The organism is Pantoea phytostimulans, from assembly GCF_046118715.1.
Taxonomy (GTDB): Bacteria; Pseudomonadota; Gammaproteobacteria; order Enterobacterales; family Enterobacteriaceae; genus Pantoea; species Pantoea phytostimulans.
In genome coordinates this window covers 3,719,964-3,746,327 of sequence record NZ_CP173698.1, presented here as the reverse complement: position 1 = coordinate 3,746,327, position 26,364 = coordinate 3,719,964, and the positions used below count along the sequence as shown (strand labels likewise).

Below are 26,364 nucleotides of genomic sequence, written 5' to 3'. Positions count from 1 at the left end.
TCTCCTCTGTTTCTGGGCTCCGGCTACGTGCCAGACTTTCTTCATGCTAACCAGGCCATTGCGCTCTTGCCATGTTCTTCACAAAATTTACTCAACGTGAGCCAAACGCACTGCAATTGCGCAAACCCTGCGCTGCGGTTGTGCATTTTATCATCAGTTAAACTTATGACTGGTGAACTTTAACCCTCAGATCATAGCGTTAAAAATCTGGCACAGCCTTTGCTCTGTTGAATTCCATCTTGTATACCAGTTGGAATTCATCGCATGGCTTCGACATTTGGCTTGACCCTTAACGAGTGGCAGCAGCGCTACCAACAGGAACCGCAACAGATCTACACGCTGCTGCAAACGCATCTGGCAGCGCTTAATACCCAAGACAACGCCTGGCTCTATTTGGCGACACCCGCCCAGCTTAACGCCCAGATCGAGCCGCTGCTGGCCAGCTATCTTCGCAACCCTGCGGCGCTTCCGCTGTTCGGTGTGCCTTTCGCCGTGAAAGACAATATTGATGTCGCGGGCTGGCCCACCACCGCCGCCTGCCCCGCTTTCACTTTTACTGCCGAAAAAGATGCCTTTGTTGTCGCGCAACTTAAAGCCGCAGGCGCGATTGTGATCGGTAAAACTAATCTCGATCAATACGCCACGGGTTTGGTCGGCACACGTTCGCCCTTTGGTGCGGTATGCAACACCTTTGATGCCGACTATGTCAGTGGTGGTTCCAGTTCCGGCTCGGCTTCAGTTCTGGCGCGTGGTTTAGTCGCGTTCTCATTAGGCACCGATACCGCCGGTTCAGGTCGCGTTCCCGCCGGATTCAACAATATGGTGGGCTTGAAACCGACCAAAGGCTGGTTTTCTGCCAGCGGCGTTGTTCCGGCCTGCCGCCTGAATGACACCATTTCGGTGTTCGCCTTAACGGTAGAAGATGCCTTCATCGTTGCCAGCGTAGCTGGCGGTTACGACGCTGATGATGCCTATTCACGTCACAATCCTCATACCGCGCCCGCCAGTATGAAAGCGCATCCCGACTTCGCCATTCCGGCTAACCCAGAATTTTTTGACGATGCTGCGGCTGAAGGCGCGTGGGATCAGGCGTTGGAAGCATTATTGGCCAGCGGTGCAACATTGCATCCTATCGATTTCACCCCTTTTGAAAAATTAGCTGAACAGCTCTATTACGGCCCGTGGGTCGCAGAGCGCACCGTGGCCGTCGGGGAGATGATTAATCGCCCGGAAGAGATGGATCCGGTGGTTCACGGTATCGTTTCCAGCGGCCTGAAATACAGCGCGGTTCAGGCTTATGAAGCGGAATATCTGCGCGCTGAATTGACGCGTCAAATTCAGCAAACGCTGGCGCAGTTTGATGCGCTGGTGGTGCCGACTTCACCCACCATTCACACCCAGGAAGAGATGAAGCAGGAGCCGGTGCATTACAACTCGCACTTTGGTTATTACACCAACTTCACCAACCTGGCCGATCTTGCTGCGTTGGCGCTGCCTGCGCCGTTTCGCAATGACGATTTACCGGCAGGCATCACGCTGATTGCACCGGCCTGGCACGATCGTGTACTGGCGGACTTTGGCCTGCGCTGGCAGCAACAAATGGCGCTGCCGCTGGGCGCGACCGGTAGAGCTCAGCCCGCAGTTCACGCCGCTCTGCCCGTTTCAACCGATCACGTGCGCGTCGCTGTGGTGGGTGCGCACCTTACCGGAATGCCGCTCAACTTCCAGCTCACCACACGTCAGGCCGTTTTCGTTGAAGAGACGCAAACCGCCCGCTGTTATCGCCTGTTTGCGCTGCTGGATGGCCCCATCAAAAAGCCAGGCCTGATGCGCGCTGAGCAAGGCTCTGCCATCACCGTCGAGTTGTGGGATATCCCACTGGCGCGCTTCGGTGAATTTGTGGCGGAAATTCCCGCGCCGCTGGGCATTGGCAGCCTGACGCTGGCAAATGGCCGCGTGGTGAAAGGCTTTATTTGTGAAGGTTCCGCGCTGAACAGCGCGCTGGAGATTACCGAATTTGGTGGCTGGCGTAACTGGCTCGCTGCTCAGGGGAGTAACTAAACCATGTTCAGTACCGTGTTGATTGCTAACCGTGGCGAGATCGCCTGTCGCGCCATTCGTACCCTCAAACGCCTCGGCGTAAAAAGCGTCGCGGTCTATTCCGATGCTGACCGCAATGCGCAGCACGTAAAAGATGCGGATGTGGCTATTGCGTTAGGCGGTGACAAAGCCAGCGACAGCTATTTGCGTATCGACAAAATTTTAGCGGCTGCCAAAGAAACCGGTGCGGAAGCTATCTGGCCTGGCTACGGTTTTCTCTCTGAAAGTCTGCCGTTTGCGGATGCCTGCGAGCAGGCCGGTATCGCCTTTGTTGGCCCCACCGCACAGCAGATTGGTGAGTTTGGTTTGAAGCATCGCGCACGTGAACTGGCGGCCAGCGCCGGCGTACCGATGACGCCAGGCACGCCGCTGCTGGCTTCGCTGGACGACGCGCTGAGCGCCGCTGAACAGATTGGTTATCCGGTCATGCTAAAAAGCACTGCCGGCGGCGGTGGCATTGGCCTGACGCGCTGTGCCGATGCCGACGCGCTTCGCAATGGCTGGGAAAGTGTGCGGCGTCTCGGTGAGCAATTTTTTAGCGATGCCGGTGTGTTTCTCGAACGCTGCATCGACCGCGCCCGCCATGTAGAAGTGCAAATCTTCGGCGACGGCAGCGGCAAAGTGGTGGCGTTGGGTGAGCGCGATTGTTCACTGCAACGTCGCAATCAAAAAGTGGTAGAAGAGACCCCTGCTCCGAATTTGCCACACGCTACGCGTGACGCCCTGCTCTCTTCAGCGGTGCGTCTTGGCGAGTTAGTGAATTACCGCAGCGCCGGTACGGTGGAATATATTTACGACGCCGAACAGGATGCTTTTTACTTCCTCGAAGTGAACACGCGTTTGCAGGTAGAACATCCGGTCACTGAATGCGTCACCGGTCTCGATCTGGTGGAATGCATGCTAAAAGTGGCAGCAGGCGAAAGTATCGATTGGGCGCGTCTGCAACAGGCTCCACAAGGTGCATCCATTGAAGTGCGCCTGTATGCCGAAGATCCGTTGAAAAACTTTCAGCCTAGCCCCGGCGTATTAACCGGCGTCAGTTTCCCGGAAGACGTGCGCATTGATGGCTGGATCGACACCGGAACTGAGGTCTCCAGCTTTTACGACCCGATGGTCGCCAAGCTGATCGTTCACGCCGACACACGTGAGGCCGCGCTGGAAAAGCTGCAGACTGCGCTCAACGCCACGCAGTTGCACGGCATTGCCACCAATCTCGACTATCTGCGCCAGATTATTGCAACGGATGCCTTTCGCAGCGGCAAAGTCTGGACGCGCTTCCTCGACAGCTTCACGCCAGCCGCCTCGGTGATTGAAGTGCTGCAACCTGGCACCTTTAGCTCGATTCAGGATTTCCCTGGCCGCCTCGGCTATTGGGATATTGGCGTGCCGCCCTCCGGGCCGATGGATGACTTCGCTTTTCGCCTGGCGAACCGCATCGTCGGCAATCATGAAGCCGCTGCCGGTCTGGAATTTACCTTGCAAGGCCCGACCCTGCGCTTTCACAGCGAGGCAACCATTGCATTAACGGGCGCCGATTGCGCCGCCACGCTGGATGGCGAAGCAGTAAATTACTGGCAACCGCTGACGGTCAAACCGGGACAAACATTGACGTTGGGTCGTGCGCAGAGTGGCTGCCGCAGTTATCTGGCGGTGCGCAACGGTTTTGACGTGCCGGAATATCTCGGCAGCCGATCGACCTTCTCGCTGGGTCAGTTTGGCGGTCACGCCGGTCGTACATTGCGCGTTGCAGACATGCTGGCCATTTCTCAGCCGCAGCTTGCCGCCTGCACCACACCGGCACCGGTTAGCGAACCGCAAGCGCTGGATGACGCGCTGGTGCCGCATTACGGCACGGAATGGCGTATCGGCGTGCTGTATGGCCCACACGGCGCACCCGACTTTTTCACTCAGGCCGCCATTGACGCGTTCTTCGCCAGCGACTGGCAAGTGCATTACAACTCCAACCGCTTAGGCGTGCGCTTAGTGGGCCCGAAACCGAGCTGGACTCGCGCCAACGGCGGCGAAGCTGGCCTGCATCCTTCGAACGTGCATGATTGCGAATACGCTATCGGCGCGGTGAACTTTACTGGCGACTTCCCGGTGATCCTGACGCACGACGGCCCAAGCCTTGGCGGTTTCGTCTGCCCAGTGACCATCGCCAAAGCGGAATTATGGAAAGTCGGCCAGGTGAAACCGGGCGACAAAATTCGTTTCCATCCAATTGGAGCCAGTGAAGCGCTAGCGCTGGAAAAAGCGCAGATGCATGTGGTAGAGACGCTGCGCCCCGAACACGCGCCGAAATTTGATGTGCCTTCGCTGGCAGAAACTGCGTTTGGCTCAGCCACTATTCTGGCTGCTATTGATGCCACCGACCGCACACCAAAAGCGGTTTACCGCCAGGCGGGCGACAAATATGTGCTGATCGAATATGGCGATAACGTATTGGATCTGGCGCTGCGTTTACGGGTCCACTTGTTGATGAATGCGCTGCGCGAACAGGCGGTGCCGGGTGTGGAAGAGCTTTCGCCAGGCGTTCGCTCTTTGCAGGTGCGCTATGACAGCCGCATCCTCAGCCAGTCGCAGCTCATGCACGTGTTGTTAGGGCTGGAAGCCACGCTTGGCGACGTCAGCACGTTGAAAGTGCCGTCACGTATTGTCTGGATGCCGATGGCGTTCGAAGACAGCGCCACCTTAGGCGCGGTCGAGCGCTATCAGGAAACGGTGCGCGCCAGCGCGCCGTGGCTGCCAAATAATGTCGACTTTATCCAACGCATTAACGGCTTAGCCAGCCGCGAAGCGGTGCGCGATACGATTTTCGATGCCAGCTATTTAATTCTCGGCTTGGGCGATGTTTACCTTGGCGCACCTTGCGCGGTGCCGATAGATCCCCGTCATCGCCTGTTGAGCTCCAAATACAGCCCGGCGCGCACCTTTACTGCGGAAGGCACCGTGGGTATCGGCGGCATGTACATGTGCATCTACGGCATGGATTCACCCGGCGGTTATCAGTTGGTAGGCCGTACGCTGCCGATCTGGAACAAATTCCTGAAAAACAGTCAGTTTGCTGCTGACGAACCTTGGCTGCTGCACTTTTTCGATCAGGTACGTTTCTATCCGGTGAGCGAAGCGGAGCTGAATCAGCTACGCGATGACTTCCGTGAAGGCCGCGCCACCCTCCGTATTGAAGAAACGCTGTTCGACTTTGCTGAGCATCAACAATTCCTGGCGAATAACGCCGAATCGATTGCCGACTTCCGTCAGCGTCAGTCGGCCGCTTTCGAACAGGAAGTCACGCTCTGGGCGCAGGAAGAGCAGAGCGCGCCGCTGACCAGCGAAGAGACATTACACGTCATGGAAGAGGACGACAGCGCATTCGCGGTGCAGGCCGATATGAACGGCAACATCTGGAAAGTAGTGGTGCAGCCGGGCGACGACATCGAAGCGGGTCAGACGCTGATCATTGTGGAAGCGATGAAGATGGAGCTGGCGATTGTCGCGCCGCAAGCGGGTCGAGTGAAACGCATTGCCTGTCAGGCGGGCCGTCCGGTCAGTCCCGGCGATACGCTGCTGTGGCTGGAATAAGGAGCGTTGATGTCATCCCCAATGCAACGCGGTAAAGGACGCCCGGAAGCGCTGGCAGAGCGCGTATATCAGGCGTTGAAAAACGATATTTTCGAGTTCCGCCTGATGCCCGGCGATCGTTTTAGTGAGAATGAAATCGCCGAGCGCATGGAAGTGAGCCGCACGCCAGTGCGCCAGGCACTTTTCTGGCTGGAGCGTGAAGGCTACGTCGAGGTCTGGTTTCGCAGCGGCTGGCAGATCAAGAACTTTGACTTCGAATATTTCGAAGAGCTGTACGACCTGCGCACCGTGCTGGAGTGCGAGGCGGTAAAACGCCTGTGCGCCTTGCCATCTGAACAGTGCGCCGCGCTGTTAACTGAACTCAAACAATTTTGGATTCAGGCGGAGCGGCTAGAAGAGGGAAAAACCGTTTCGCAGCACGATGAGGCGTTTCATATGACACTGGTGGCGTCGGCGGGGAACCGTGAAATGGCGCGTATCCACGCGGAGTTAACCGAAAAAATTCGCATTATCCGTCGTCTCGACTTTACCCGTGACGATCGTGTTGATGCGACTTACCAGGAACACGCTCAGATTTTACAGGCGATCTTTCAGCAACGGACCGAGGAGGCGCAGCGCATCCTGACCAACCATATCGCCGTCAGTAAGGCGGAGGTCAGGAAAATCACCTTACACATGTTACAGCAGGCCCGGCTTCAACCCATTGAATAACTCAAAACACATTTAGGGGTTCTAAAACGATGAAAAGACGTTCGTTGCTCAAGGCTTTCGCACTCTCCGCTACGGTTGTCAGCATGGGCCTTTCCTGGGGCGCTCAGGCTGCCGACACCATAAAAGTGGGGATCATGCACTCCCTTTCCGGGACCATGGCGATTTCAGAAACACCGCTGAAAGATGTGGCGCTGATGACCATTGATGAGATCAATACCAAAGGCGGCGTGCTGGGCAAAAAGCTGGAACCGGTGGTGGTCGATCCCGCGTCTAACTGGCCGCTGTTCGCCGAAAAAGCGCGTCAGCTTCTGACACAGGATAAAGCCGCAGTGGTGTTTGGCTGCTGGACGTCGGTATCGCGTAAATCGGTACTGCCAGTATTTGAAGAGCTAAATGGCCTGCTGTTCTATCCGGTGCAGTATGAAGGCGAAGAGATGTCGCCCAATGTCTTTTATACCGGTGCAGCGCCAAACCAGCAGGCGATCCCCGCAGTGGAATACCTGATGAGTGAAGATGGCGGCAGCGCCAAACGCTTCTTTCTGTTAGGCACTGATTACGTTTACCCACGCACCACCAACAAGATTCTGCGATCTTTCCTCCACTCGAAAGGCGTGCAGGATAAAGATATCGAAGAGGTCTACACGCCGTTTGGTTATAGCGATTATCAAACTATCGTCTCTAACATCAAGAAGTTTGCGACGGGCGGCAAAACAGCGGTGGTCTCCACCATCAACGGTGACTCCAACGTGCCGTTCTACAAAGAGCTGGCAAACCAAGGCATCAAAGCTACCGATATTCCGGTTGTGGCTTTCTCGGTGGGCGAAGAGGAACTGCGCGGCATTGACACTAAACCGTTGGTCGGCCAGTTAGCGGCGTGGAACTACTTTGAATCGGTTGATAACCCAACCAACGCGAAGTTTGTGGCGGATTACCGTGCCTATGCCAAGGCGCATAACCTGCCGAATGCTAACTCTGTTGTGACTAACGATCCAATGGAAGCGACCTATGTCGGCATTCATATGTGGGCGCAGGCGGTAGAAAAAGCGGGCACCACCGATGTAGATAAAGTGCGTGCAGCGATGGCGGGCCAAACCTTTAAAGCGCCGGACGGCTTTACGTTGACCATGGATCAGACCAACCACCATCTGCATAAACCGGTGATGATCGGTGAAGTGGAGGAGAATGGTCAATTCAACGTGGTGTGGCAGACCGATCAACCCGTACGTGCGCAGCCGTGGAGCCCGTATATCGCGGGTAATGACAAAAAGCCTGACCATCCGGTGAAAACGACGCAGTAGGTTAGGCGTCTGCTGCCTCCAAACTCTGTAAGAGGTTAGGTGGCTGCTGTCCCCCACCTCGGTCCTCCCCCACCCGTGGGGGAGGAAGACGCTGCTAAATGTTAGCCACTAAGCCGCGTGCAGCACGACCTTCTCCTTCCCCCGCGTGCGGGGGAAGGCTGGGATGGGGGACCGCACGCACAGACTGAAAAGCTGCTCTATGTCAGTGAAAACGCTGCCAGACGTCAGACACTAAGCCGCGTGCAGCAAGATCTTCCCCTTCCCCCGCGTGCGGGGGAAGGATGGGATGGGGGACCGCACGCACCTTACCCGCATTTTTTATCAGACCAACGAGGCCCAATCCTATGAATCTTCGCCTCTGCCTGTTTAGCCTGCTGCTGTGGCTGCCGCTGTTTGCCAACGCCGGACCGGCAGCGGATTTCGCTGCGGCCAGCCGCACCCAGCAGGCAATGCTATTACAACAGTGGGCCGCCGCGCCGGAAGCCAGTCGTTTGCCGCTGCTGCAAGCACTGAAAGCCGAAACCGTGGTCATCGATCAGAAAAAACAGCCTTTCAGTAAAGTCGGCGACGCTCTGCTGCCGTTAGACGCCAGCCCGCAGCCTGACGGCGACGTAAAAAAAGTCTTCATGAATAACCGGTTACGCGTTCTGGTTACGGGTGCACTCGCCGCTCACCAGTTAGTCAGCGACGATGCAAATGTCCGCCTGCGCGCCGCTCAACAACTGCAGAATGACGGCGTCGCTGACCAGCTACCGCTGATTGAACAACGCCTCGCCGCTGAACAAGAGAGCCGCGTTCACGCTGCGCTGGCGATGGCTATCGCTAACCTGCAACTGGCCGATCCTCAACCGTTGGTGCGTCTGAAAGCCGTGAAGCTGCTCGGCGATTCCAGCGATCCTAACACCCAAGCCAGCCTGCAACGTTTAACTCAGGCAGCTAACGAACCTGACGCGACAGTGCGTGACGCCGCTGCCGAAAGCTTGCAGCGAATCCAAAAACGGTTGATGTGGGGCGATCTGCTGGGTCAGGCGTTTAGTGGTCTTTCGCTCGGATCGATTCTGCTGTTAGCTGCGCTGGGCCTGGCGATTACTTACGGCCTGCTCGGCGTGATTAACATGGCCCACGGCGAAATGCTGATGCTGGGCGCTTACGCCACCTGGTTTGTGCAAAACCTGTTTCAGCAGTTTGCACCGCACTATCTGGCCTGGTATCCGCTGCTGGCGCTGCCGGTGGCTTTTTTGGTCACCGCCTGCATCGGCATGGCGCTGGAGCGCACCATCATTCGTCATCTGTATGGTCGCCCGCTGGAAACCTTGCTGGCGACATGGGGCATCAGCCTGATGCTGATCCAACTGGTACGCGTGTTGTTTGGGGCACAAAACCTGGAAGTTGCTAACCCGGAATGGCTGTCGGGCGGCTTGCAGGTGCTGCCAAATCTGGTACTGCCGTGGAACCGCATTGCAGTGATCCTGTTTGTCATTGGGGTGATGGCGCTGACCTGGCTGCTGTTGAATCGCACCCGCCTTGGCATGAATGTGCGCGCAGTAACGCAAAACCGCGCCATGGCAGATTGCTGCGGCGTGCCCACGGGTCGTGTGGATATGCTCGCATTCGGCTTAGGTTCCGGCATTGCCGGTCTTGGCGGCGTGGCGCTGTCGCAGTTGGGCAACGTCGGCCCGGAACTCGGTCAGGGCTACATCATCGACTCGTTTCTGGTGGTGGTGCTGGGCGGCGTCGGCCAACTGGCGGGCACCGTTGTCGCGGCCTTCAGTCTTGGTATTCTTAACAAAGTGCTGGAGCCGCAAATCGGTGCCGTGCTGGGGAAAATATTGATTCTGGTAATTATCGTGTTGTTCATCCAGAAGCGTCCGCAAGGCCTGTTTGCCGTTAAAGGAAGGGTGATTGACTGATGACGCAACCCATAACCTTAACCGTGGCGCGTAGAGCGCCGCGTCTCACGCTCAGCATCGGTATGCTGCTGACCCTCGCGCTGCTGGTGATGCCCTTTCTGGCGCTGCTGCCCGCCGCACATCCGTTAGCCATTTCCACCTACACGCTGACGCTGGTGGGCAAAATCCTCTGTTATGCCGTGGTAGCGGTAGCGCTCGATCTGGTGTGGGGTTACGCCGGATTGTTGTCGCTGGGCCACGGGCTGTTTTTCGCCTTGGGCGGTTACGCCATGGGCATGTACCTGATGCGTCAGGCATCAGGCGATGGCATGCCCGCTTTTATGTCATTCCTCTCGTGGAATGAGATGCCGTGGTTTTGGGCAGGCACCCAACATTTTGCCTGGGCGCTGTGCCTGATTGTGTTGGTGCCCGGTTTGCTGGCGCTGGTGTTCGGCTTCTTCGCCTTCCGCTCAAAAATCAAAGGTGTGTACTTCTCGATCATGACACAGGCGCTGACTTACGCGGGCATGCTGCTGTTTTTCCGCAACGAAACTGGCTTTGGCGGCAACAACGGTTTCACCGGTTTTACCACCCTGCTCGGCTTCAATGTCACCGCCACCAGCACGCGCATTGGGCTGTTTGTCGCCACGGTCTTATTGCTGCTGCTTAGCCTGGCAGTGGGTTTTGCACTGGCACGCAGCAAGTTTGGTCGGGTGTTGACGGCCGTTCGCGATGCCGAAAACCGCCTGATGTTTTGTGGTTACGATCCCCGAGGTTTCAAGCTGTTTGTCTGGACGCTCTCTGCAGTGCTGTGTGGCCTGGCGGGCGCGCTTTACGTGCCGCAGGTTGGCATTATCAACCCCAGCGAAATGTCGCCCACTAATTCAATTGAAGCCGCCATTTGGGTGGCGCTCGGCGGTCGCGGCACGCTGATTGGCCCGCTGTTGGGCGCTGGCATTGTCAATGGTGCCAAAAGCTTCTTCACCGTTGCTTTCCCGGAATACTGGCTGTTTTTCCTCGGCCTGATGTTTATCCTGGTCACGCTGTTTCTGCCGCGTGGCGTAATTGGCCTGCTGCGTCGGAGGAAAGATGACTGAACCTTTACCGCTGTTTACCCAACCGCACCGCGCGGATCGCCACCGTGCGCAAACCGATCCGATCCTGCAACTGGAAAAGATCAACGTCTCGTTTGATGGCTTTCGCGCCCTAACCGATCTTTCCCTGCAGATCGGCGTAGGTGAATTGCGCTGTGTGATCGGCCCCAACGGTGCCGGTAAAACCACGTTGATGGATGTGATCACCGGAAAAACCCGGCCCGATAATGGCCGGGTAATCTACGACCAGAACAGCGATTTCACTCAGCTTTCGCCAGTAGAAATTGCGCGCGCGGGGATTGGCCGCAAGTTTCAAAAACCCACGGTGTTCGAGGCGTTGACAGTATTTGAAAACCTTGAAATCGCCCTGAAAGCGGATAAATCCGTGTGGGCCAGCTTGCGCGCCCGTCTGAGCGGCGAGCAGCAGGATCGTATTGATGAAGTCTTAAAACTGCTGCGTTTGGGCGGTGAGCGCCAGCGCAAAGCGGGTTTGCTGTCACACGGACAAAAGCAGTTTCTGGAGATTGGCATGTTGCTGGTGCAGGAACCGCATCTGCTGCTGCTGGATGAACCGGCGGCGGGCATGACCGATGCCGAAACTGAGTACACCGCCGAACTGTTTCGCAGCCTGGCGGGTAAACATTCGCTGATGGTGGTGGAGCACGACATGGGCTTTGTTGAAACCATCGCCGATCACGTCACGGTATTGCATCAAGGTCAGGTTTTGGCTGAGGGATCGTTGCGCGAAGTACAGGCCAACGAACAGGTAATCGACGTTTATTTGGGACGCTGAGATGCTACAGGTTTCTGAACTGAATCAATATTATGGCGGCAGCCACATTCTGCGCGGCCTCTCTTTTGAGGTGAAGATCGGCGAAGTGACCTGTTTGCTGGGCCGTAACGGCGTAGGCAAAACCACGTTGCTAAAATGCCTGATGGGATTGATTGCCGCGAAGTCAGGGGAAATTCGCTGGCAGGATAAAGTGATTAATTCACGAAAACCGCATCAGCGCGTGCAATCCGGCATCGCTTACGTACCGCAGGGCCGCGAGATTTTCCCCCGTCTGACGGTGGAAGAGAATCTGCTGATGGGACTGTCGCGCTTCTCCGCGTCGCAGGCGAAACAGGTGCCAGATGAGATCTATCAGCTTTTCCCGGTGCTGTTTCAGATGAAATCACGTCGTGGCGGCGATCTTTCTGGCGGTCAGCAGCAGCAATTGGCGATTGGCCGAGCACTGGCGTGTCGCCCGCAGCTGTTGATCCTCGACGAGCCCACAGAAGGGATCCAGCCTTCGGTGATCAAAGAGATCGGCGCGGTGATCCGCCAGCTGGCACAGCGCGGTGATATGGCGATCTTATTAGTCGAGCAGTTCTATGACTTTGCGGCGGAACTGGCAGACAATTATCTGGTGATGTCGCGTGGCGAAATCGTTCAGCGCGGGCGTGGCGATAGCATGGAAGCGGAAGGCGTGCGCGGGTTAGTGGCAATATAGCCGCGATTTAAGGCAGCCTTGCGGCTGCCTCACTGACCTTACAGCAGGCCGGTTTCAACCGAAAAATGCCGCTGCTCGCCCGGCGCCAGTTCGATCAGCGTGCCGGCCTGTTTCGCTGCTAAAAAGCCTTCTGGCCGACAGGTGGCGGGCAGGATATAGGCTGCAACCTGCTGATCGCGATTATGCAGTAACCAGCGCGTGGCATGCGGAAACTGCGCAGTGGAAAAGCGCGTCATCAAGGCGTAATCCTCTTTCGGCGAATGCAGTTCAAACTGTACTTCCTCACCATATTGCGCCAGATCGTCAGCAAAAAAGACGATCTCAGGATCGCACATCTGCGGTTGATCCAACTGCTGTAAAGATTGAGGATCCCGCGCCAACCGATCGGTATATTCCCGCCAGGCTGGCGTAGGCCGCACATGCGCTGGGATGGTGGTGCGCAGCTGGAAAGCATCATCAGGGATCGACTGCTGGAAACGTCCCTGCTCCACCCATGCGCTGTTGAGATGGCACATGTACTGCAGCGGCATTGGCGCACCCGCAAGATTGGTGACTGTCATTTCGATATGCAGTCGCGCGTGATTGGCCTGCAAACGCACCGCCGGTGCCGCCAGATAATGATGACCAAACCCTTTCACATATTCGGTTTCACCTTCCAGTGACACTCTCCCCTCTTCCAGCACGATCCAGGCGCTGTCCATGCGGGCGCACGCCATTTCGCCGTGCAGCGGATGATCATCCTCCGCTGGAGGACAGCCATTCGCCAGCAAACCGGAGTGAAAGGCGAAACAGCCGTAAGTATCAATAATTGAACTGCCCGGCAGCGGCTGCTTAAAGCTGTGGCCCATGGTCAGCGAATGCCCATCAAAGCTTGCTTGCCAGATCATCTGCCCGTAAAAGGGCAGCACGATCACCGTACCACGCCGATTGTGGATGCGTACCGCTTCGATGCCCGCAGGATAGCGAAACAGCTCTACTGTGAAATCTTCATTTTGCAGCAGCACGCCTGGCGTGGCGTGAAACTGCTCACGATGCAACGGTAAACGGGTTTTCATGGCAGCTCCTCCACTAAACGTCCCGTTGCGTTAGCCTGTTTTTTATGACGCAGTTCGCCCCAGAAATAGAAGCCAACCCAGGCAAAACAGAGCAGCGAGACGCCAAACGCCAGCTGCATTGAACCCAGATGATCAGAGACGAAGCCTTGCAGCGCAGGCACAAAAGCCGCGCCAACAATCGCCATGACAATAAACGCCCCCGCCACTTCGGTATATTTATTATCTACCGTAGCGAGCGTCCCGGCGTAGATGGTGGCCCAGCACGGCCCAAACAGCACGCTGACAAACACGGCGGCATAAACTGCCGTGAAGTTAGGCACCAGCATCACATAGGCTAAAGTCAGCACCCCCAGCACCGAATAGGCGATCAAGACTTTTTCCGCCCGGAAGCGTGTCATCAAGAAGTTAGCGACGAATTTACCGATGAAGAAGCAGATAAAGCTGTACATCATAAAGTTGGAGGCGTGACGTTCATTAGTTGCGCCCAATGTTAACGCCAGGCGAATAGTGAACGACCACACCGCAACCTGCATACCAACATAGAGAAACTGCGCCACAATGCCGCGTTTAAAGTGGCGATTATTCGCCAGATAGCGGAACGTTTCGCGCAGGGAAGGCTGCGATTTTTCGCTGCTCTCCGGCTTGCAGCGCGGATAACGCGTGAACATAAACAGCAACATCACGACTACCAGCACCATGACCAAATATTTATAGGGTTCTAAGGTGTGCTCCAGCATGGTCAGGCGAAATGCATGAGCCTGCTCGACGCTCATTCCCGCCATCTGGCTTTCCAGGCTCTCTCCATCCTGAAACACCAGATATTTACCCAGCACAATGCCCATCAGCGCACCAATTGGATAGAACGTCTGGCTGACGTTCAGACGCAACGTGGCGTGATCGCGGTGGCCAATCATCGAGCTGTAAGTATTGGCAGCGGTTTCAAGAAAGCTCAGACCAATGGCGATGGCAAAGATTGCCGCCAGAAACATGGTGTATGTCGCCATGTGCGAGGCGGGATAAAACAGCATGCAGCCGACAATATAGAGCGCTAATCCCATTAAAATCGCCAGTTTGTAGCTGGCTTTACGGATCACCAATGAAGCCGGGATCGCAATCAGAAAGTAGCCGCCGTAAAACGCACTTTGCACCAGCGCGCTGGCGAAGTCGCTCAGGGCAAAGACGCTTTTGAACTGGGTGATAAGAATGTCATTCAGGCTCGCAGCACAGCCCCAAAGCGGGAACAGGCAAGAGAGCAAAATAAACTGGAACAGCGGCGTTTTATTTAGGTAGCCATCAGATTGCTGAACAATATTCTGTGGCGTTGCGTTCTGTTGCATCGTTTTAGTTTGCAGGGTTTTGGGTTGCATAACAGGGCCTCATTGAACGTTCAGAAAACGCTGGAAGCTGTCCGCGTCGGGGTAAGAGCGCTGGGTGCCGCGGCCGGTCACGCTACAGGCGGCATAGGCAGATGCCTGTGACATCGCTTCAGCGATATCACCGGTTTTCACTAGCACGTAAGCAAAGCAGCCAATAAAAGCATCGCCCGCCCCGCTGGTGTCCACTGCCTTGACCGGCGTAGGTGCAACGTGGTGCAGATCATCGCCCGTCATCCACAGCGAGCCGCGACTGCCAAGGGTAATGATCAGGTTTTTCAGCCCACGTTTTAGCAGCGACTGCCCTGCAAGTTGCACCTCTTCATCGGTGCTAACGGGCATACCGGTCAGAATCTCCAGCTCGGTTTCATTCGGCATGAAGAAGTCGCATTTGCAGGCGTACTGAATATCCAGATCCGCGACTGCGGGCGCGGGATTAAGAATCACCTTGATATTGTGCTGGCGGGCAAAATCGATCGCGTAATAGACGGTTTCAAGCGGGATTTCGAGTTGCAGGATCATCAGTTTGCAGGATGTTAGCGCCTCAGCGGCATCATCAATATCTGCCGGTTTAAGCTGCTGATTAGCTCCTTTGATGATCAGGATGCGGTTTTGCGACTGATCGTCGACAAAAATAGGTGCCACGCCGCTGGAGGTGCCCGGTGCAGTGGTGACGTAGCGGGTATCCACGCCTTGTTGTTGCAGATTGGCGACGGTGTTAGGCGCGAACAGATCGTCCCCCACTTTACTGATCATCATCACGTTGCCGCCCAACTTTGCCGCCGCCACGGCCTGATTAGCGCCCTTTCCGCCGCAGCCGATAGCGAAATCGGGCGCTTCAAGGGTTTCGCCCGCTTTCGGCAGGCTGTTGGTATAAGTAATAAGGTCCACCATGTTTGACCCGATAACCGCTATCTGCATTTTTTTCTCCTGGCTCTTTTTTAACCTTAAAATGTTATTAAAATAACAATAACAATTCGCATAAGTTAAATATGTGATAAAAACCACATCCTGAGCGCGTGGCAACAGCCGTCTTAGCGAGCTTTATACATAAATATCGTGTTACTATTTTAACAAAGCAACATCAACCCTCAGACAAAGATAGCGCTCAGGGCTGGGTTAAAGCGTGATTATCTGGCGGAGAAGCGTGCTGATCTCGCGGCGCGGCGCGAAGTTTGCGGGCCGTTTCTATTACGGGTAAGATTGAAAATCCATCTGCAAGATGAGAGGCAACTCATTAAAATTCGGGGGATTTGTCCCGATTGGCAGGCCGAAAGAGTGAAACCTCATGCGGAACATCAGGATACTAATAATACAGAGATGAACATGGAAACCCGGCGCGACGAACGTATCCACAAGCTGGCTCAGGCGCTGAAACGCACTGATAAACTGCACTTGAAAGACGCAGCGCAACTGCTCGGCGTCTCAGAAATGACTATTCGCCGCGATTTAACGGAACCCGCGTCCACAGTAGTGCTGCTGGGCGGTTACATCGTTAGCGATCCCAAAAGCCACGCTGGGCACTATTTCATCTCCGATCAGCATGGGCAAAATGCCGCCAGAAAGCAGCGACTGGCGCAAGCTGCGGCCAGTTTGATTGGTGAAAACGACACCGTGTTTTTTGATTGCGGCACCACGCTGCCGTACATCATCGATGCCATTGCCGACACCTTGCCTTTCACCGCCATTTGCTGCGCCATGAACACTTTTTTGGCATTGAAAGAAAAACCCGCCTGCAATGTGATCTTAAGCGGGGGTGAATTTCATGCGGATAACGCGCTGTTTACGCCGATTGGGGCACATTCGATTCTCGACGATCTCTGCCCTACGCTGGCGTTTATCTCAGCCGCCGGAATCGATAAGGATCAGGGTGCAACCTGCTATAACACCAATGAACTGGCGATGAAGCATCACGCAATGCTGCGTGCCCGCCAGCGTGTGCTGGTGGCGGACAGCAGTAAATATGGCAAAGTGCTGCCGGTGCGAATTGGAGAGCTGCGTGCTTTCGATTTGCTGGTCAGTGACAGCGCACCCGAGCAGGATCTGAATAACTGGCTGGCACAACAAAACATTCCGCTGCGCCTGCCATAGGCCATTATGCCCAGCGGTTGTCCACCGCTTCGCCATCACGTAACCGGCGCAAATTTTCGCAAACGCCTGCTACATTTCCGGCTAAAGAGATATCGGTTACGCCACCAATGTGCGGCGTAGCGATCACGTTGTAGTTAAACACGGCATCGTTGGGATCGGGCGGCTCCTGCCAGAACACATCCAAACCGGCTCCCGCCAGCGTGTTGTTTTCCAGCGCAGCAATAAACGCCTCTTTGTCGATCAAACCGCCCCGTCCCAGATTGATCAGGAAACTGTCAGGCTTCATCTGGCTTAACGCTTTTTCGTCGATGATATGGTGCGTTTGCGCATTATCCGGCAGGCTGAGGATCACAAAATCGGCTTGCTCAAGCAGCTGCGGCAGTTGCGCCATATCACCGACCCAATCCAGACCATACTTTTCTGCAAATGCCGCGTCAGCCTCGCGCTTCACGCCAATCATGCGCATACCAAACGGTGCCAGGCGTTTCGCCAGCGCTTTACCGATGCCGCCCAATCCCACCAGCCCCACGGTTTTTCCCATCAACCCCAACCCCACCGGCTGACCGAGCCGCTGCTGCGCCAGACATTGCGCAATCTCCTGATGACGACGCGCCAGACCAATCATCATCCAGATACCGAGTTCAGCCACGGAATCTGCATTGCCCGACGTATGAGAGGGCACGTTCGCGACCATAATGCCCTGCTGTTTTGCCGCCGCGATATCCACGCTTTCCAGGCCGGTGCCCGCTTGTTGAATCAGCTTTAAGCGGTCAGCGGTGGCTAACAGGCGCGCATCGACTTTGCACATGCCGGGGATCAGGGCGTCAAAGCCCGCCAGGCTTTCTGCCGCATGACCCGCCGAGGCGACAAATTCGACATCCGGCATGGTTTGGCGAATCGACTCAATCAATCCGCCCCAGGCGTTTTCATCCGCTGCGATCAGCACTCTCATCGAACCTCCTCCGTTTTAAGGCAAAAAGGCAGCATAGTCTCGAGGTTGTGCGTAAATCAAACAGTTATCCCAAACTGCGGCACACATCAGAAGAATCCCCGTGCGTTGGCTGTGATTAGACGGTGAAAAAGGCTAAACTTCGACATCATCCAAACGACAAACAGACCCAGAGGCTCAATACAACGTGGCTCAATTCGTCTATAGCATGCATCGCGTCGGCAAAGTGGTTCCGCCGAAGCGACATATCCTTAAGAACATCTCCCTTAGCTTCTTCCCTGGCGCCAAAATCGGTGTGCTCGGCCTGAATGGCTCGGGTAAATCTACGCTGCTGCGCATCATGGCGGGCATCGATAAAGACATTGAAGGGGAAGCGCGCCCGCAGCCAGGGATCAAAATTGGTTATCTGCCGCAGGAACCGCAGCTCAATCTGGAACACACCGTTCGTGAATCGGTGGAAGAAGCGCTGTCAGAAGTGGTTGGCGCGTTAAAACGTCTGGACGAAGTCTATGCGCTTTACGCAGAAGAAGATGCTGACTTTGATAAGCTGGCTGCTGAGCAGGGTCGTCTGGAAGAGATTATCCAGGCGCACGATGGTCACAATCTCAACACGCAGTTAGAGCGTGCCGCTGATGCGCTGCGCCTGCCAGAATGGGATGCAAAAGTCAGCAACCTGTCGGGTGGTGAACGCCGCCGTGTTGCGCTGTGTCGCCTGCTGCTGGAAAAGCCAGACATGCTGCTGCTGGACGAACCCACCAACCACCTGGATGCCGAATCCGTGGCCTGGCTGGAACGCTTCCTGCACGACTTCGAAGGCACCGTTGTGGCGATTACCCACGACCGTTACTTCCTCGACAATGTCGCGGGCTGGATTCTGGAACTGGACCGTGGCGAAGGTATTCCGTGGGAAGGCAATTACTCATCCTGGCTTGAGCAGAAAGATGCACGTCTGGCGCAAGAAGCCTCTTCTGAAGCAGCGCGTCGTAAGTCGATTGAGAAAGAGCTGGAGTGGGTTCGTCAGGGTGCGAAAGGCCGTCAGTCCAAGGGCAAAGCCCGTCTGGCACGCTTTGAAGAGCTGAACAACACCGATTACCAGAAGCGTAACGAAACCAACGAATTGTTCATTCCACCTGGCCCACGTCTGGGCGACAAAGTGGTAGAAGTGACGAATCTGCGCAAATCTTACGGTGACCGCGTCCTGATCGACGATCTGACGTTCTCCGTGCCGAAAGGCGCTATCGTCGGCATTATCGGCCCGAACGGTGCGGGTAAATCCACCCTGTTCCGTATGATGTCTGGTCAGGAACAGCCTGATTCCGGCAGCATCGTGCTCGGTGATACCGTGAAACTGGCTTCTGTCGATCAGTTCCGTGACAGCATGGATAATTCCAAAACCGTGTGGGAAGAAGTCTCCGGCGGCCAGGATATTATGCGTGTCGGCAACACCGAAATGCCAAGCCGTGCCTACGTTGGCCGCTTCAACTTCAAAGGGGTTGATCAGGGTAAACGCGTGGGTGAACTCTCTGGTGGTGAGCGTGGTCGTCTGCACCTCGCCAAGCTGCTGCAGGTTGGCGGCAACATGTTGCTGCTCGATGAACCGACCAACGACCTGGACATCGAAACCCTGCGCGCCCTGGAAAACGCCTTGCTGGAGTTCCCAGGCTGCGCCATGGTTATCTCGCATGACCGTTGGTTCCTTGACCGTATCGCCACGCACATTCTGGATTACCAGGATGAAGGCAATATCGAATTCTTCGAAGGTAACTTCACCGAATACGAAGAGTACAAGAAACGCACGCTCGGCGCAGAAGCGCTGGAGCCGAAGCGCATCAAGTACAAGCGTATGATCAAGTAAGAGAAATGGCGGCAGAAATGCCGCTATTTTTTTGCCCGTTTTAGGGGATAGCGTTAGCGGTAAAACGCCTTAAACACCGTTGATTGCAGCGCAAATTCAATAAACTTTGCCAGCGCAGGCGAATTCAACTTGCGACTCGGATAGACCAGCCACAACTCGTTCCCCTCCATTTCCCACTCTGGCAGCACAGCCACCAAGCGGTCATCCGCCATTGCGCCCTCGGTTAAAAAGCGCGGCAGCTGCGTAATACCTGCATCACCCAATGCGCATTCGCGTGCATACACCAAATTATCAGTCAGATGACCCGGCGGCAGTAACCAACGGTAATACGCATCGTCCTGCTTCAGCACCCACTCATTCCACGCGTGATGGGCGATGCAACGATGCTCCGCCAGCTGCTGCGGATGCGTGATGGGCGCATGCTGCTCAAGATAATGTTTCGACGCCACCAGCGTGCGTTCGCAATAACCGACCCGACGACCAATCAACGACGAATCCTGCGGCTGACCGGTGCGCAGCGCGATGTCGAATCCCTCTTGAACCAGGTCGCGTATGTCATCCGAAACAGAAACATCTAACGTGACATCTGGATAAAGCTGCAAAAACTCAGCATTACAGCGTGCCAGCAACGTCGCGCCGATGCCTGCCGGGCTGGTAATACGCAGCCGTCCGCTGGGGTTTTCACGCAAATTAGCAATGGCCTGATCGGCACGTTCACTGGCCTGCATCATCTCCTGGCAATGCAGCAGATAGCGTTCACCGGCAAACGTGAGATTGAGCTGGCGCGTAGTGCGATTCATTAAACGGATCCCAAGACGCTGTTCCAGTTGGCTAATGCGCTGGCTGACGCTGGATTTAGGCAATCCCACCCGCTCAGCCGCTGCGGTAAAACTGCCACATTCGGCGACTAAGGCAAACAGCGCCATATCCTGCCATTGACGAAATGCCATTGTTCACCTCAGACGAACACGCTATGAAAGATTGTCCATCTTATCATTGGCAAAATGGGGTTCTACACTTAAGTCATCAAAACAGGAGAACCCTATGACTATTCGCGCTATCGCTATCAATCCAGAAAATCCACATACTTTTATTGAAATCACTCCAGAAACGCCAACGCCGGGCGAATATGATCTGCGTGTTGAAGTCAAAGCGGCCTCAGTGAATCCGGTTGATACCAAGGTTCACAAAGGTGCCATTAAGAACGGCTTGCAGGTGCCACGCGTTTTAGGCTGGGATGCCAGCGGCGTAGTATTGGAAGTGGGCAGCAAAGTCAGCAACTTTAAGCCAGGTGATGAAGTGTTCTACGCGGGTGATCTTACTCGCCCCGGCAGCAACAGCAGCGAACAACTGATCGATTCCCGCATTGTTGGTCACAAACCAAAGAGCCTGGATTGGGCAGCGGCAGCGGCAATTCCGCTGACTGCGTTGACCGCCTGGGAAGGATTATTTGAACGTCTTAATCTGCAAAATGCCACAGCCGATCAAACCCTGCTGATCGTGGGCGGTGCAGGCGGCGTAGGATCGCTGGCGATTCCATTCGCGAAAATGCGCAGCAAAGTCAAAGTGATCGCCACCGCGTCGCGTGAAGATTCCGCACAATGGTGCCGTGATCGCGGAGCGGATCTGGTGATCAATTACAAAGACATGATCGGTGAACTGGAAAAGCACGATCTTAAGCAGGTGGATTTCATTTTCTGCCTGAACGACACCGATGGTCATTGGGAAACCATGGCTAAGCTGATTGCGCCGCAGGGCCACATTTGTACCATCGTGGAAAACGAACAGCCGTTGGCGATGGATCAGCTGAAGCTGAAAAGTGCCGCACTGCATTTTGAGTTGATGTACACCCGCAGCATGTTTAACACACCCGATATGGCGCGCCAGGGCGAGATTCTGAATGAAGTGGCTGAACTGCTGGATGCTGGAAAACTGCAAACCACGCTGAATGAGACCTTACAGGGCTTGAGCGTTGAGACATTGCAGGCGGCGCATGCGCGTGTTCTGGAAGGCCATATGCGTGGCAAAGTGGTGATGGTTTACTGATTTTTTGGCGGGATGGGTGTGGGTTGGCGGCGTTTTTAGCGTGTGTGGCTTGTCCCCCATCCCAACCTTCCCCCGCTTGCGGGGGAAGGGGCAGCTCGCACTATTCCGCAAGTGGGGAAACGGGCAGTTCGCGCCATTCCGCCATCAATGCACAGTTCAGCCCCCGCAATGTATCGGCTTTCATCTGAGGCTAAAAACAGCGCAGCAGCGGCCATCTCTTCGGGATTACGGATTATTTTGTTCGCCCAACATCCCTTTCACCAGCTCAATGCAGCGTAGAAAACGCGCGTCGTAATCGTCCTCTTTAACGTGCAAAAATTCGATATTGTTCTCTCTCAGCATGGTGATCAACATCGATTGAAACTCACGCCGATCAACCGAACTGCCCAGGCTGCGTAAGCCGTCCGCCACCCAAGGCACATTGTTTTCAAGCAAAATGACTAAATCGAAGCGATATTCGTCGATCAGGGCCTGAACAAACGGATGTTCGCGCCCTTCGTACTTTAAACAGAACGCCTGCGTGGTGACAAAGTCGGTGTCGATGAAAGCAACTTTGTTGGCGTACTTCACCGCAAAATCAATGTACTGCGCCTGGCCCAACGCGATTTTGTCATAGTCAGAATATTGCAGCGCCATTTCGTCACCGCCAAGATGCGAGAAGACGTAATCGCGACCATATTCCCAGGCGCTGGTGGTGTTGAAAATATTGGCGAGTTTATTAACCAGCGTCGATTTGCCGCTGGATTCACCGCCAAGGATCGCCACGGTACGCACAAAGAACGGCTTCACTTCGGTGGGAATGTATTCCCAGAAGCGGAACGGATCCTGGCGGATCTGCGCGCCGCTAATGCTCATAAACGATCGATTGGGATCAACCACTACCGTTGGTATGCCAAGATGCTGTTCATACATCTCTGCGTCGGGCGCTTCGCTGGTGTAAATACAGTCGGGCGCAATACCCTGTTCACTGAGGAATGATTTTACCCCTTCGCTCCAGACATCCCAGCCATGCGGGTAAGGCTCAATGCCCTCTTCATTAAAGGAGTGAATACGAATATTTTTTTGGTATTTAAAGGTTTGCAATAACCAGCGTAATCGGTCGCTGACGGTAGGCTGCTGCGACATGGCGCTGTTTTCGAACAAACCGCGATCGCGCGGCTCGTCGTAACCCATAATGATGTGCAGTTCATCAACCTGGCTACAGGCGCGCTGAATCAGATAAATATGGCCGGTATGCAGCGGATAGAACTTACCAAATACCACGCCAACCGTTTTATCGCGCCGTGGAAATTCCAGGCCGAGAAAGCGGTGTAACGCTTCTAATTTTTGTGCGCTGGGGCTTTTGATTTTGGCGTTGAGCAGCTGGCTCAAATACCCTTTGGTCATGCCGCTGGCATCGGCGACTTGTTGCAGCGTGTGGCCCTGCTGGCGAATGGCCGTTTTTAGATAATCAAACGACGACATGTCGTGCCTCCTGCGTGAATAATATGTGGCGTAAAGAGAAAAAGCCCTCACGCCAACTTTCGCCTGCAAGCGGAAAAAGCGATAACCCGCTGCGGCCCGGCATGTTAACTTTCATGCCGGATGCTGAATAAACATAGCCCTTTAGCAGAATTGTGCCCTGCTCCCGCCAGCGGAAACAGGGCAGGTAAAGCTTAAAGCTCTTCTAAAATAGCCAGCGCATCGGCCAGTTTTTTCGCACTGTAAACTTTCATGCCATCGATCGGTTTTTTCGGCGCGTTTCCTGCCGGAACAATGGCGCGTTTAAAGCCGTGCTTCGCCGCTTCAGAAATGCGTTCCTGTCCGCTTGGCACCGGGCGAATCTCACCGGCTAATCCTACTTCACCAAAGATCACTAAATCCTGTGGCAAAGGGCGATCGCGTAGGCTGGAAACCATGGCCAGCATCAAGGCTAAATCCGCACTGGTTTCAGTGACCTTAACGCCGCCGACTACGTTGACGAATACATCCTGATCCGCCATCTGTAATCCGCCATGACGATGCAGCACCGCCAGCAATATCGCCAGGCGATTCTGCTCCAACCCCACCGCAACGCGGCGTGGATTGCCCATCATGGAGTGATCCACCAGCGCCTGAATCTCTACCAAGAGTGGACGCGTGCCTTCCCACAGCACCATCACTGAACTGCCGGACGTCACTTCTTCGCCACGTGACAAGAAAATAGCGGAAGGATTACTGACTTCACGCATGCCTTGCTCAGTCATAGCAAACACGCCCAGTTCGTTAACCGCACCAAAACGGTTTTTATGGCTGCGCAGCGTGCGGAAACGCGAATCGGCATCGCCGTCCAGCAATACCGAGCAGTCAATACAGTGTTCCAGGACTTTTGGGCCGGCCAGCGAGCCATCTTTGGTGACGTGACCGACCATGATGATCGCCACATCGCGCGTCTTGGCAAACCGCGTCAGGTAAGCGGCGGTTTCACGCACCTGTGCCACGCTACCCGGCGATGACTGGATATCAGCCATGTGCATCACCTGAATCGAGTCGATAACCATGAGCTGCGGCTTCTCTTGCTCGGCAATCAGGCAGATTTGTTCGATGCTGGTTTCCGACAACATATTCATGTTTTCTGTCGGTAATCCCAGACGATGGGCGCGCATGGCGACCTGTTGCAGCGATTCTTCGCCTGTGACGTACAGGGTTTTCATCCCTCCCGCCAGCTTACACATCACCTGCAACAGCAGCGTTGACTTCCCTGCGCCTGGGCTACCACCAATCAAAATAGCGCTTCCCGGCACCACGCCGCCGCCCAATACGCGGTCAAACTCTTTAAAGGTGGTCGAGAAACGCGGTAGCGCTTCAAGACTAATTTCAGAGAGTTTTTGTACCCGGCTGGGGCCAGCGCTGCCTGCGTAGCCGCTTAAGCGCTCGTTGCGCGCAGCAGTAGGCGAGGCAGCAATACGCACCTCGGTGATAGTATTCCAGGCATGGCAGGCGCTGCATTGCCCCTGCCAACGTGGATAATCTGCGCCGCATTCATTACAGACGAATGCGCGTTTTGCCGCTTTGGCCAAATCAATACCTCTGTTAACGCTCTTCGTGAATCAGACTGCCGCTGAGGATGCAGAAAACACCCATCAAATCGGCGTGGCGAATGGTGACTTGCGTCTGCTCATTCACCTTAGGTTTAGCATGGTAAGCAATGCCCAACGCCGATGCTTTAATCATCAGCAGGTCGTTAGCGCCATCGCCCACCGCCACGGTTTGCTCCGGGGCGATATCAAAACGCTGTGCCAGTTTCTTCAGCGTGTCCGCTTTATATTGTGCATCAACAATCGGGCCGATGACTTCACCGGTCAGCTTGCCGTCACGAATTTCCAGTTCATTGGCGACGATCGCAGCCAGATGCAGCTTATCGCGCAGATATTCAGCATAATAAGTGAACCCACCCGAGGCGATAGCCACCTGCCAGCCCAGCGCTTGCAGCTTCTGCACCAGCGTGGTTAAGCCTGGCATCAACGGCAATTCATCGCGCACCTGTTTCAGAATATTGGCGTCCGCGTCTTTTAATGTCGCTACGCGCTGACGCAGGCTGGCGGTAAAATCGAGTTCACCGCGCATGGCGCGTTCAGTCACTTCGGCAACCAGCTCGCCGCTGCCGGCTAACTTCGCAATTTCATCAATGCATTCGATTTGGATGGCGGTGGAATCCATGTCCATCACCAGCAGACCTGGCGTTTTCAAATGCGGGATTTTGCCCAACGGCGCCACATCCAGCCCGGCGTCATGCGCCAGTTTGCTGGCGAACGGCGTTAGCGAACCCGCCAGGCGAATCACCTGATACTCATCCACGTTCCAGGCGCTGACGATCACCATCGCCGCACCGAGTTTATGCTGATAATCGGTCAGCTGTTGTTTATCCAGTCCGCGACCGTAAAGCAACCAGCCGGTTCGGCCAGCGCGGTAATCCAGCGGCATTACTTCATCACCGCTCAGAGAAAGGGGCAAACCCGGCCAGAGTGAAACATCGGCGGGCAGATCGCACCAGGTAAGACGATTTGGCATTAGAGCTCCTGTAGGCACAACAAAACCACGCAAGAGGCTACCTTGTCTGCGCTGCTTCTGGCAACATAATCTCCAGGCTTTCTGTTGTGACGTGACACGGGTTATCGATGGCTAAAACTGCACTGAAATTTCGCTTACATCGTACGGTGATTGTACTCATCTCGATGGCGCTGTTGGTCGTCCTGATGCAGGGCGCGTCCTGGTTTAGTCTCGGCCATCAAATGGCGCGCTCGGAACAGGTAGAAGAGCTGGCGCACACGTTAACGAATCAGGTGGCTTTCAGCCTGCAACCATTGATGGACAACAGTGAAAATAATCGTAATAAGATTGAGGGCATCCTTGATCAGATGACCTCTAATAGCCGCATTCTTGATGCGTCGGTTTATGATGACGATGGCAGTTTGGTGGCGCACAGCGGCGAAAATATCAATGTTCGCGATCGTTTGGCGCTGGATGGCAAACGCGCTGGCAGCTACTTCAATCATCAAATCGTCCAACAGCTGAGGAACAGCGACGGCCCGCTCGGCTTTCTGCGGGTGACGCTGGATACGCATGTGTTGGTAACAGAATCACGCCAGGTCGATAACACCACCAATATTTTGCGTTTGATGATGCTGCTGGCGTTAGCGATTGGCATCATTCTCACCCGTACTTTGCTGCGCGATCGCCGTACTCGCTGGCAACAATCCCCTTTCCTGCTGACAGCCAGTAAACCCGTAAAAGAAGATCGGGATGAAGAAGAAGCCAAGGCGGAACGCGATGAAAAAACCGAGGAAAAGCGAGTTTAAGCCGTTAACGC

At 55.2% G+C, this 26,364-nt stretch carries 20 protein-coding genes and 1 pseudogene; 12 read left to right on the top strand and 9 right to left on the bottom strand.

Annotated features, from left to right (window positions below; all coding sequences use genetic code 11):
• The first annotated feature begins 264 nt into the window (after window positions 1–264).
• From atzF to urtE, 8 genes are all read left to right on the top strand, one after another.
• Complete coding sequence (gene atzF, locus ACF2G4_RS17385) at window positions 265–2,061, top strand: allophanate hydrolase (RefSeq protein ID WP_409075223.1); 1,797 nt, start codon at window positions 265–267, stop codon at window positions 2,059–2,061.
• A gap of 3 nt (window positions 2,062–2,064) precedes the next feature.
• Window positions 2,065–5,682: an urea carboxylase gene (uca, locus tag ACF2G4_RS17380; protein WP_409075222.1), complete on the top strand. Its 3,618-nt coding sequence runs from the start codon at window positions 2,065–2,067 to the stop codon at window positions 5,680–5,682.
• 9 nt (window positions 5,683–5,691) lie between these two features.
• On the top strand, window positions 5,692–6,393 hold the full coding sequence (locus ACF2G4_RS17375) for a GntR family transcriptional regulator (protein ID WP_243078635.1): 702 nt from the start codon (window positions 5,692–5,694) through the stop codon (window positions 6,391–6,393).
• A gap of 29 nt (window positions 6,394–6,422) precedes the next feature.
• Window positions 6,423–7,691, top strand: a complete 1,269-nt coding sequence (urtA, locus tag ACF2G4_RS17370; protein ID WP_409075221.1) for an urea ABC transporter substrate-binding protein — start codon at window positions 6,423–6,425, stop codon at window positions 7,689–7,691.
• A 344-nt stretch (window positions 7,692–8,035) separates the two neighbouring features.
• The gene (gene urtB, locus ACF2G4_RS17365) at window positions 8,036–9,601 is read left to right on the top strand and encodes an urea ABC transporter permease subunit UrtB (protein WP_332625723.1); all 1,566 of its coding nucleotides are present in this window, start codon (window positions 8,036–8,038) and stop codon (window positions 9,599–9,601) included.
• Window positions 9,601–10,677, top strand: a complete 1,077-nt coding sequence (gene urtC / locus ACF2G4_RS17360; protein WP_243078637.1) for an urea ABC transporter permease subunit UrtC — start codon at window positions 9,601–9,603, stop codon at window positions 10,675–10,677. The genes urtB and urtC overlap by 1 nt, the downstream gene beginning before the upstream one ends.
• Window positions 10,670–11,467, top strand: coding sequence for an urea ABC transporter ATP-binding protein UrtD (gene urtD / locus ACF2G4_RS17355; protein ID WP_215847688.1), 798 nt, complete (start codon window positions 10,670–10,672; stop codon window positions 11,465–11,467). Before urtC ends, urtD begins: the two co-directional genes overlap by 8 nt.
• 1 nt (window position 11,468) lies before the next feature.
• The gene (gene urtE / locus ACF2G4_RS17350; protein ID WP_409075220.1) at window positions 11,469–12,167 is read left to right on the top strand and encodes an urea ABC transporter ATP-binding subunit UrtE; all 699 of its coding nucleotides are present in this window, start codon (window positions 11,469–11,471) and stop codon (window positions 12,165–12,167) included.
• 38 nt (window positions 12,168–12,205) lie between these two features.
• Here the strand turns inward: urtE and ACF2G4_RS17345 are convergent, their stop codons facing one another.
• Genes ACF2G4_RS17345 through rbsK form a run of 3 tightly spaced genes read right to left on the bottom strand, consistent with a single transcriptional unit; the run spans window position 12,206 to window position 15,516 of the window.
• Window positions 12,206–13,222 (bottom strand): aldose 1-epimerase family protein, encoded by a 1,017-nt coding sequence (locus ACF2G4_RS17345; protein ID WP_409075219.1) that lies wholly within the window; start codon window positions 13,220–13,222, stop codon window positions 12,206–12,208.
• Window positions 13,219–14,589, bottom strand: coding sequence for an L-fucose:H+ symporter permease (gene fucP / locus ACF2G4_RS17340; protein ID WP_409075218.1), 1,371 nt, complete (start codon window positions 14,587–14,589; stop codon window positions 13,219–13,221). Before fucP ends, ACF2G4_RS17345 begins: the two co-directional genes overlap by 4 nt.
• A gap of 9 nt (window positions 14,590–14,598) precedes the next feature.
• Window positions 14,599–15,516: a ribokinase gene (rbsK, locus tag ACF2G4_RS17335; RefSeq protein WP_215847690.1), complete on the bottom strand. Its 918-nt coding sequence runs from the start codon at window positions 15,514–15,516 to the stop codon at window positions 14,599–14,601.
• 405 nt (window positions 15,517–15,921) lie between these two features.
• On the opposite strand from rbsK, the gene deoR reads away from it, so the two are divergent.
• Window positions 15,922–16,686, top strand: coding sequence for a DNA-binding transcriptional repressor DeoR (deoR, locus tag ACF2G4_RS17330; RefSeq protein WP_215847691.1), 765 nt, complete (start codon window positions 15,922–15,924; stop codon window positions 16,684–16,686).
• Between the two features lie 4 nt (window positions 16,687–16,690).
• Here the strand turns inward: deoR and ACF2G4_RS17325 are convergent, their stop codons facing one another.
• Window positions 16,691–17,638 carry a 2-hydroxyacid dehydrogenase gene (locus tag ACF2G4_RS17325; protein ID WP_409075217.1) on the bottom strand — a complete coding sequence of 316 codons (948 nt, stop codon included), beginning with the start codon at window positions 17,636–17,638 and terminating at the stop codon, window positions 16,691–16,693.
• A 184-nt stretch (window positions 17,639–17,822) separates the two neighbouring features.
• Between ACF2G4_RS17325 and ettA the strand changes: the two genes are divergently transcribed.
• Window positions 17,823–19,490, top strand: a complete 1,668-nt coding sequence (ettA, locus tag ACF2G4_RS17320) for an energy-dependent translational throttle protein EttA (protein ID WP_215847693.1) — start codon at window positions 17,823–17,825, stop codon at window positions 19,488–19,490.
• Window positions 19,491–19,543: 53 nt separating this feature from the next.
• On the opposite strand, the gene ACF2G4_RS17315 is transcribed toward ettA, so the two are convergent.
• Window positions 19,544–20,440, bottom strand: a complete 897-nt coding sequence (locus ACF2G4_RS17315; RefSeq protein WP_409075216.1) for a LysR family transcriptional regulator — start codon at window positions 20,438–20,440, stop codon at window positions 19,544–19,546.
• Between the two features lie 94 nt (window positions 20,441–20,534).
• On the opposite strand from ACF2G4_RS17315, the gene ACF2G4_RS17310 reads away from it, so the two are divergent.
• The gene (locus ACF2G4_RS17310) at window positions 20,535–21,536 is read left to right on the top strand and encodes a zinc-binding alcohol dehydrogenase family protein (protein ID WP_243078643.1); all 1,002 of its coding nucleotides are present in this window, start codon (window positions 20,535–20,537) and stop codon (window positions 21,534–21,536) included.
• A 128-nt stretch (window positions 21,537–21,664) separates the two neighbouring features.
• Here the strand turns inward: ACF2G4_RS17310 and ACF2G4_RS17305 are convergent.
• From ACF2G4_RS17305 to serB, 4 genes and pseudogenes are all read right to left on the bottom strand, one after another.
• A pseudogene (locus ACF2G4_RS17305) lies at window positions 21,665–21,760 on the bottom strand (SDR family oxidoreductase); the annotation flags it as partial.
• A 1-nt stretch (window position 21,761) separates the two neighbouring features.
• Window positions 21,762–23,000, bottom strand: coding sequence for a multifunctional transcriptional regulator/nicotinamide-nucleotide adenylyltransferase/ribosylnicotinamide kinase NadR (gene nadR, locus ACF2G4_RS17300; protein ID WP_332625740.1), 1,239 nt, complete (start codon window positions 22,998–23,000; stop codon window positions 21,762–21,764).
• Between the two features lie 191 nt (window positions 23,001–23,191).
• Window positions 23,192–24,574, bottom strand: a complete 1,383-nt coding sequence (gene radA / locus ACF2G4_RS17295; RefSeq protein ID WP_215847696.1) for a DNA repair protein RadA — start codon at window positions 24,572–24,574, stop codon at window positions 23,192–23,194.
• A 13-nt stretch (window positions 24,575–24,587) separates the two neighbouring features.
• Window positions 24,588–25,565, bottom strand: a complete 978-nt coding sequence (gene serB, locus ACF2G4_RS17290) for a phosphoserine phosphatase (protein ID WP_215847697.1) — start codon at window positions 25,563–25,565, stop codon at window positions 24,588–24,590.
• Between the two features lie 107 nt (window positions 25,566–25,672).
• Between serB and ACF2G4_RS17285 the strand changes: the two genes are divergently transcribed.
• Window positions 25,673–26,353, top strand: a complete 681-nt coding sequence (locus tag ACF2G4_RS17285) for a YtjB family periplasmic protein (RefSeq protein WP_243078646.1) — start codon at window positions 25,673–25,675, stop codon at window positions 26,351–26,353.
• The last annotated feature ends 11 nt before the right edge of the window (window positions 26,354–26,364 follow it).

Coding starts and splice junctions, on each gene's coding strand:
- urtB (WP_332625723.1), top strand. CDS start 8,036: ATGAATCTTCGCCTCTGCCTGTTTAGCCTGCTGCTGTGGCTGCCGCTG.
- atzF (WP_409075223.1), top strand. CDS start 265: ATGGCTTCGACATTTGGCTTGACCCTTAACGAGTGGCAGCAGCGCTAC.
- nadR (WP_332625740.1), bottom strand. CDS start 23,000: ATGTCGTCGTTTGATTATCTAAAAACGGCCATTCGCCAGCAGGGCCAC.
- ACF2G4_RS17325 (WP_409075217.1), bottom strand. CDS start 17,638: ATGAGAGTGCTGATCGCAGCGGATGAAAACGCCTGGGGCGGATTGATT.
- uca (WP_409075222.1), top strand. CDS start 2,065: ATGTTCAGTACCGTGTTGATTGCTAACCGTGGCGAGATCGCCTGTCGC.
- urtE (WP_409075220.1), top strand. CDS start 11,469: ATGCTACAGGTTTCTGAACTGAATCAATATTATGGCGGCAGCCACATT.
- ACF2G4_RS17285 (WP_243078646.1), top strand. CDS start 25,673: ATGGCTAAAACTGCACTGAAATTTCGCTTACATCGTACGGTGATTGTA.
- serB (WP_215847697.1), bottom strand. CDS start 25,565: ATGCCAAATCGTCTTACCTGGTGCGATCTGCCCGCCGATGTTTCACTC.
- urtD (WP_215847688.1), top strand. CDS start 10,670: ATGACTGAACCTTTACCGCTGTTTACCCAACCGCACCGCGCGGATCGC.
- urtA (WP_409075221.1), top strand. CDS start 6,423: ATGAAAAGACGTTCGTTGCTCAAGGCTTTCGCACTCTCCGCTACGGTT.
- rbsK (WP_215847690.1), bottom strand. CDS start 15,516: ATGCAGATAGCGGTTATCGGGTCAAACATGGTGGACCTTATTACTTAT.
- ACF2G4_RS17315 (WP_409075216.1), bottom strand. CDS start 20,440: ATGGCATTTCGTCAATGGCAGGATATGGCGCTGTTTGCCTTAGTCGCC.
- urtC (WP_243078637.1), top strand. CDS start 9,601: ATGACGCAACCCATAACCTTAACCGTGGCGCGTAGAGCGCCGCGTCTC.
- deoR (WP_215847691.1), top strand. CDS start 15,922: ATGGAAACCCGGCGCGACGAACGTATCCACAAGCTGGCTCAGGCGCTG.
- fucP (WP_409075218.1), bottom strand. CDS start 14,589: ATGCAACCCAAAACCCTGCAAACTAAAACGATGCAACAGAACGCAACG.
- ACF2G4_RS17310 (WP_243078643.1), top strand. CDS start 20,535: ATGACTATTCGCGCTATCGCTATCAATCCAGAAAATCCACATACTTTT.
- ACF2G4_RS17345 (WP_409075219.1), bottom strand. CDS start 13,222: ATGAAAACCCGTTTACCGTTGCATCGTGAGCAGTTTCACGCCACGCCA.
- ACF2G4_RS17375 (WP_243078635.1), top strand. CDS start 5,692: ATGTCATCCCCAATGCAACGCGGTAAAGGACGCCCGGAAGCGCTGGCA.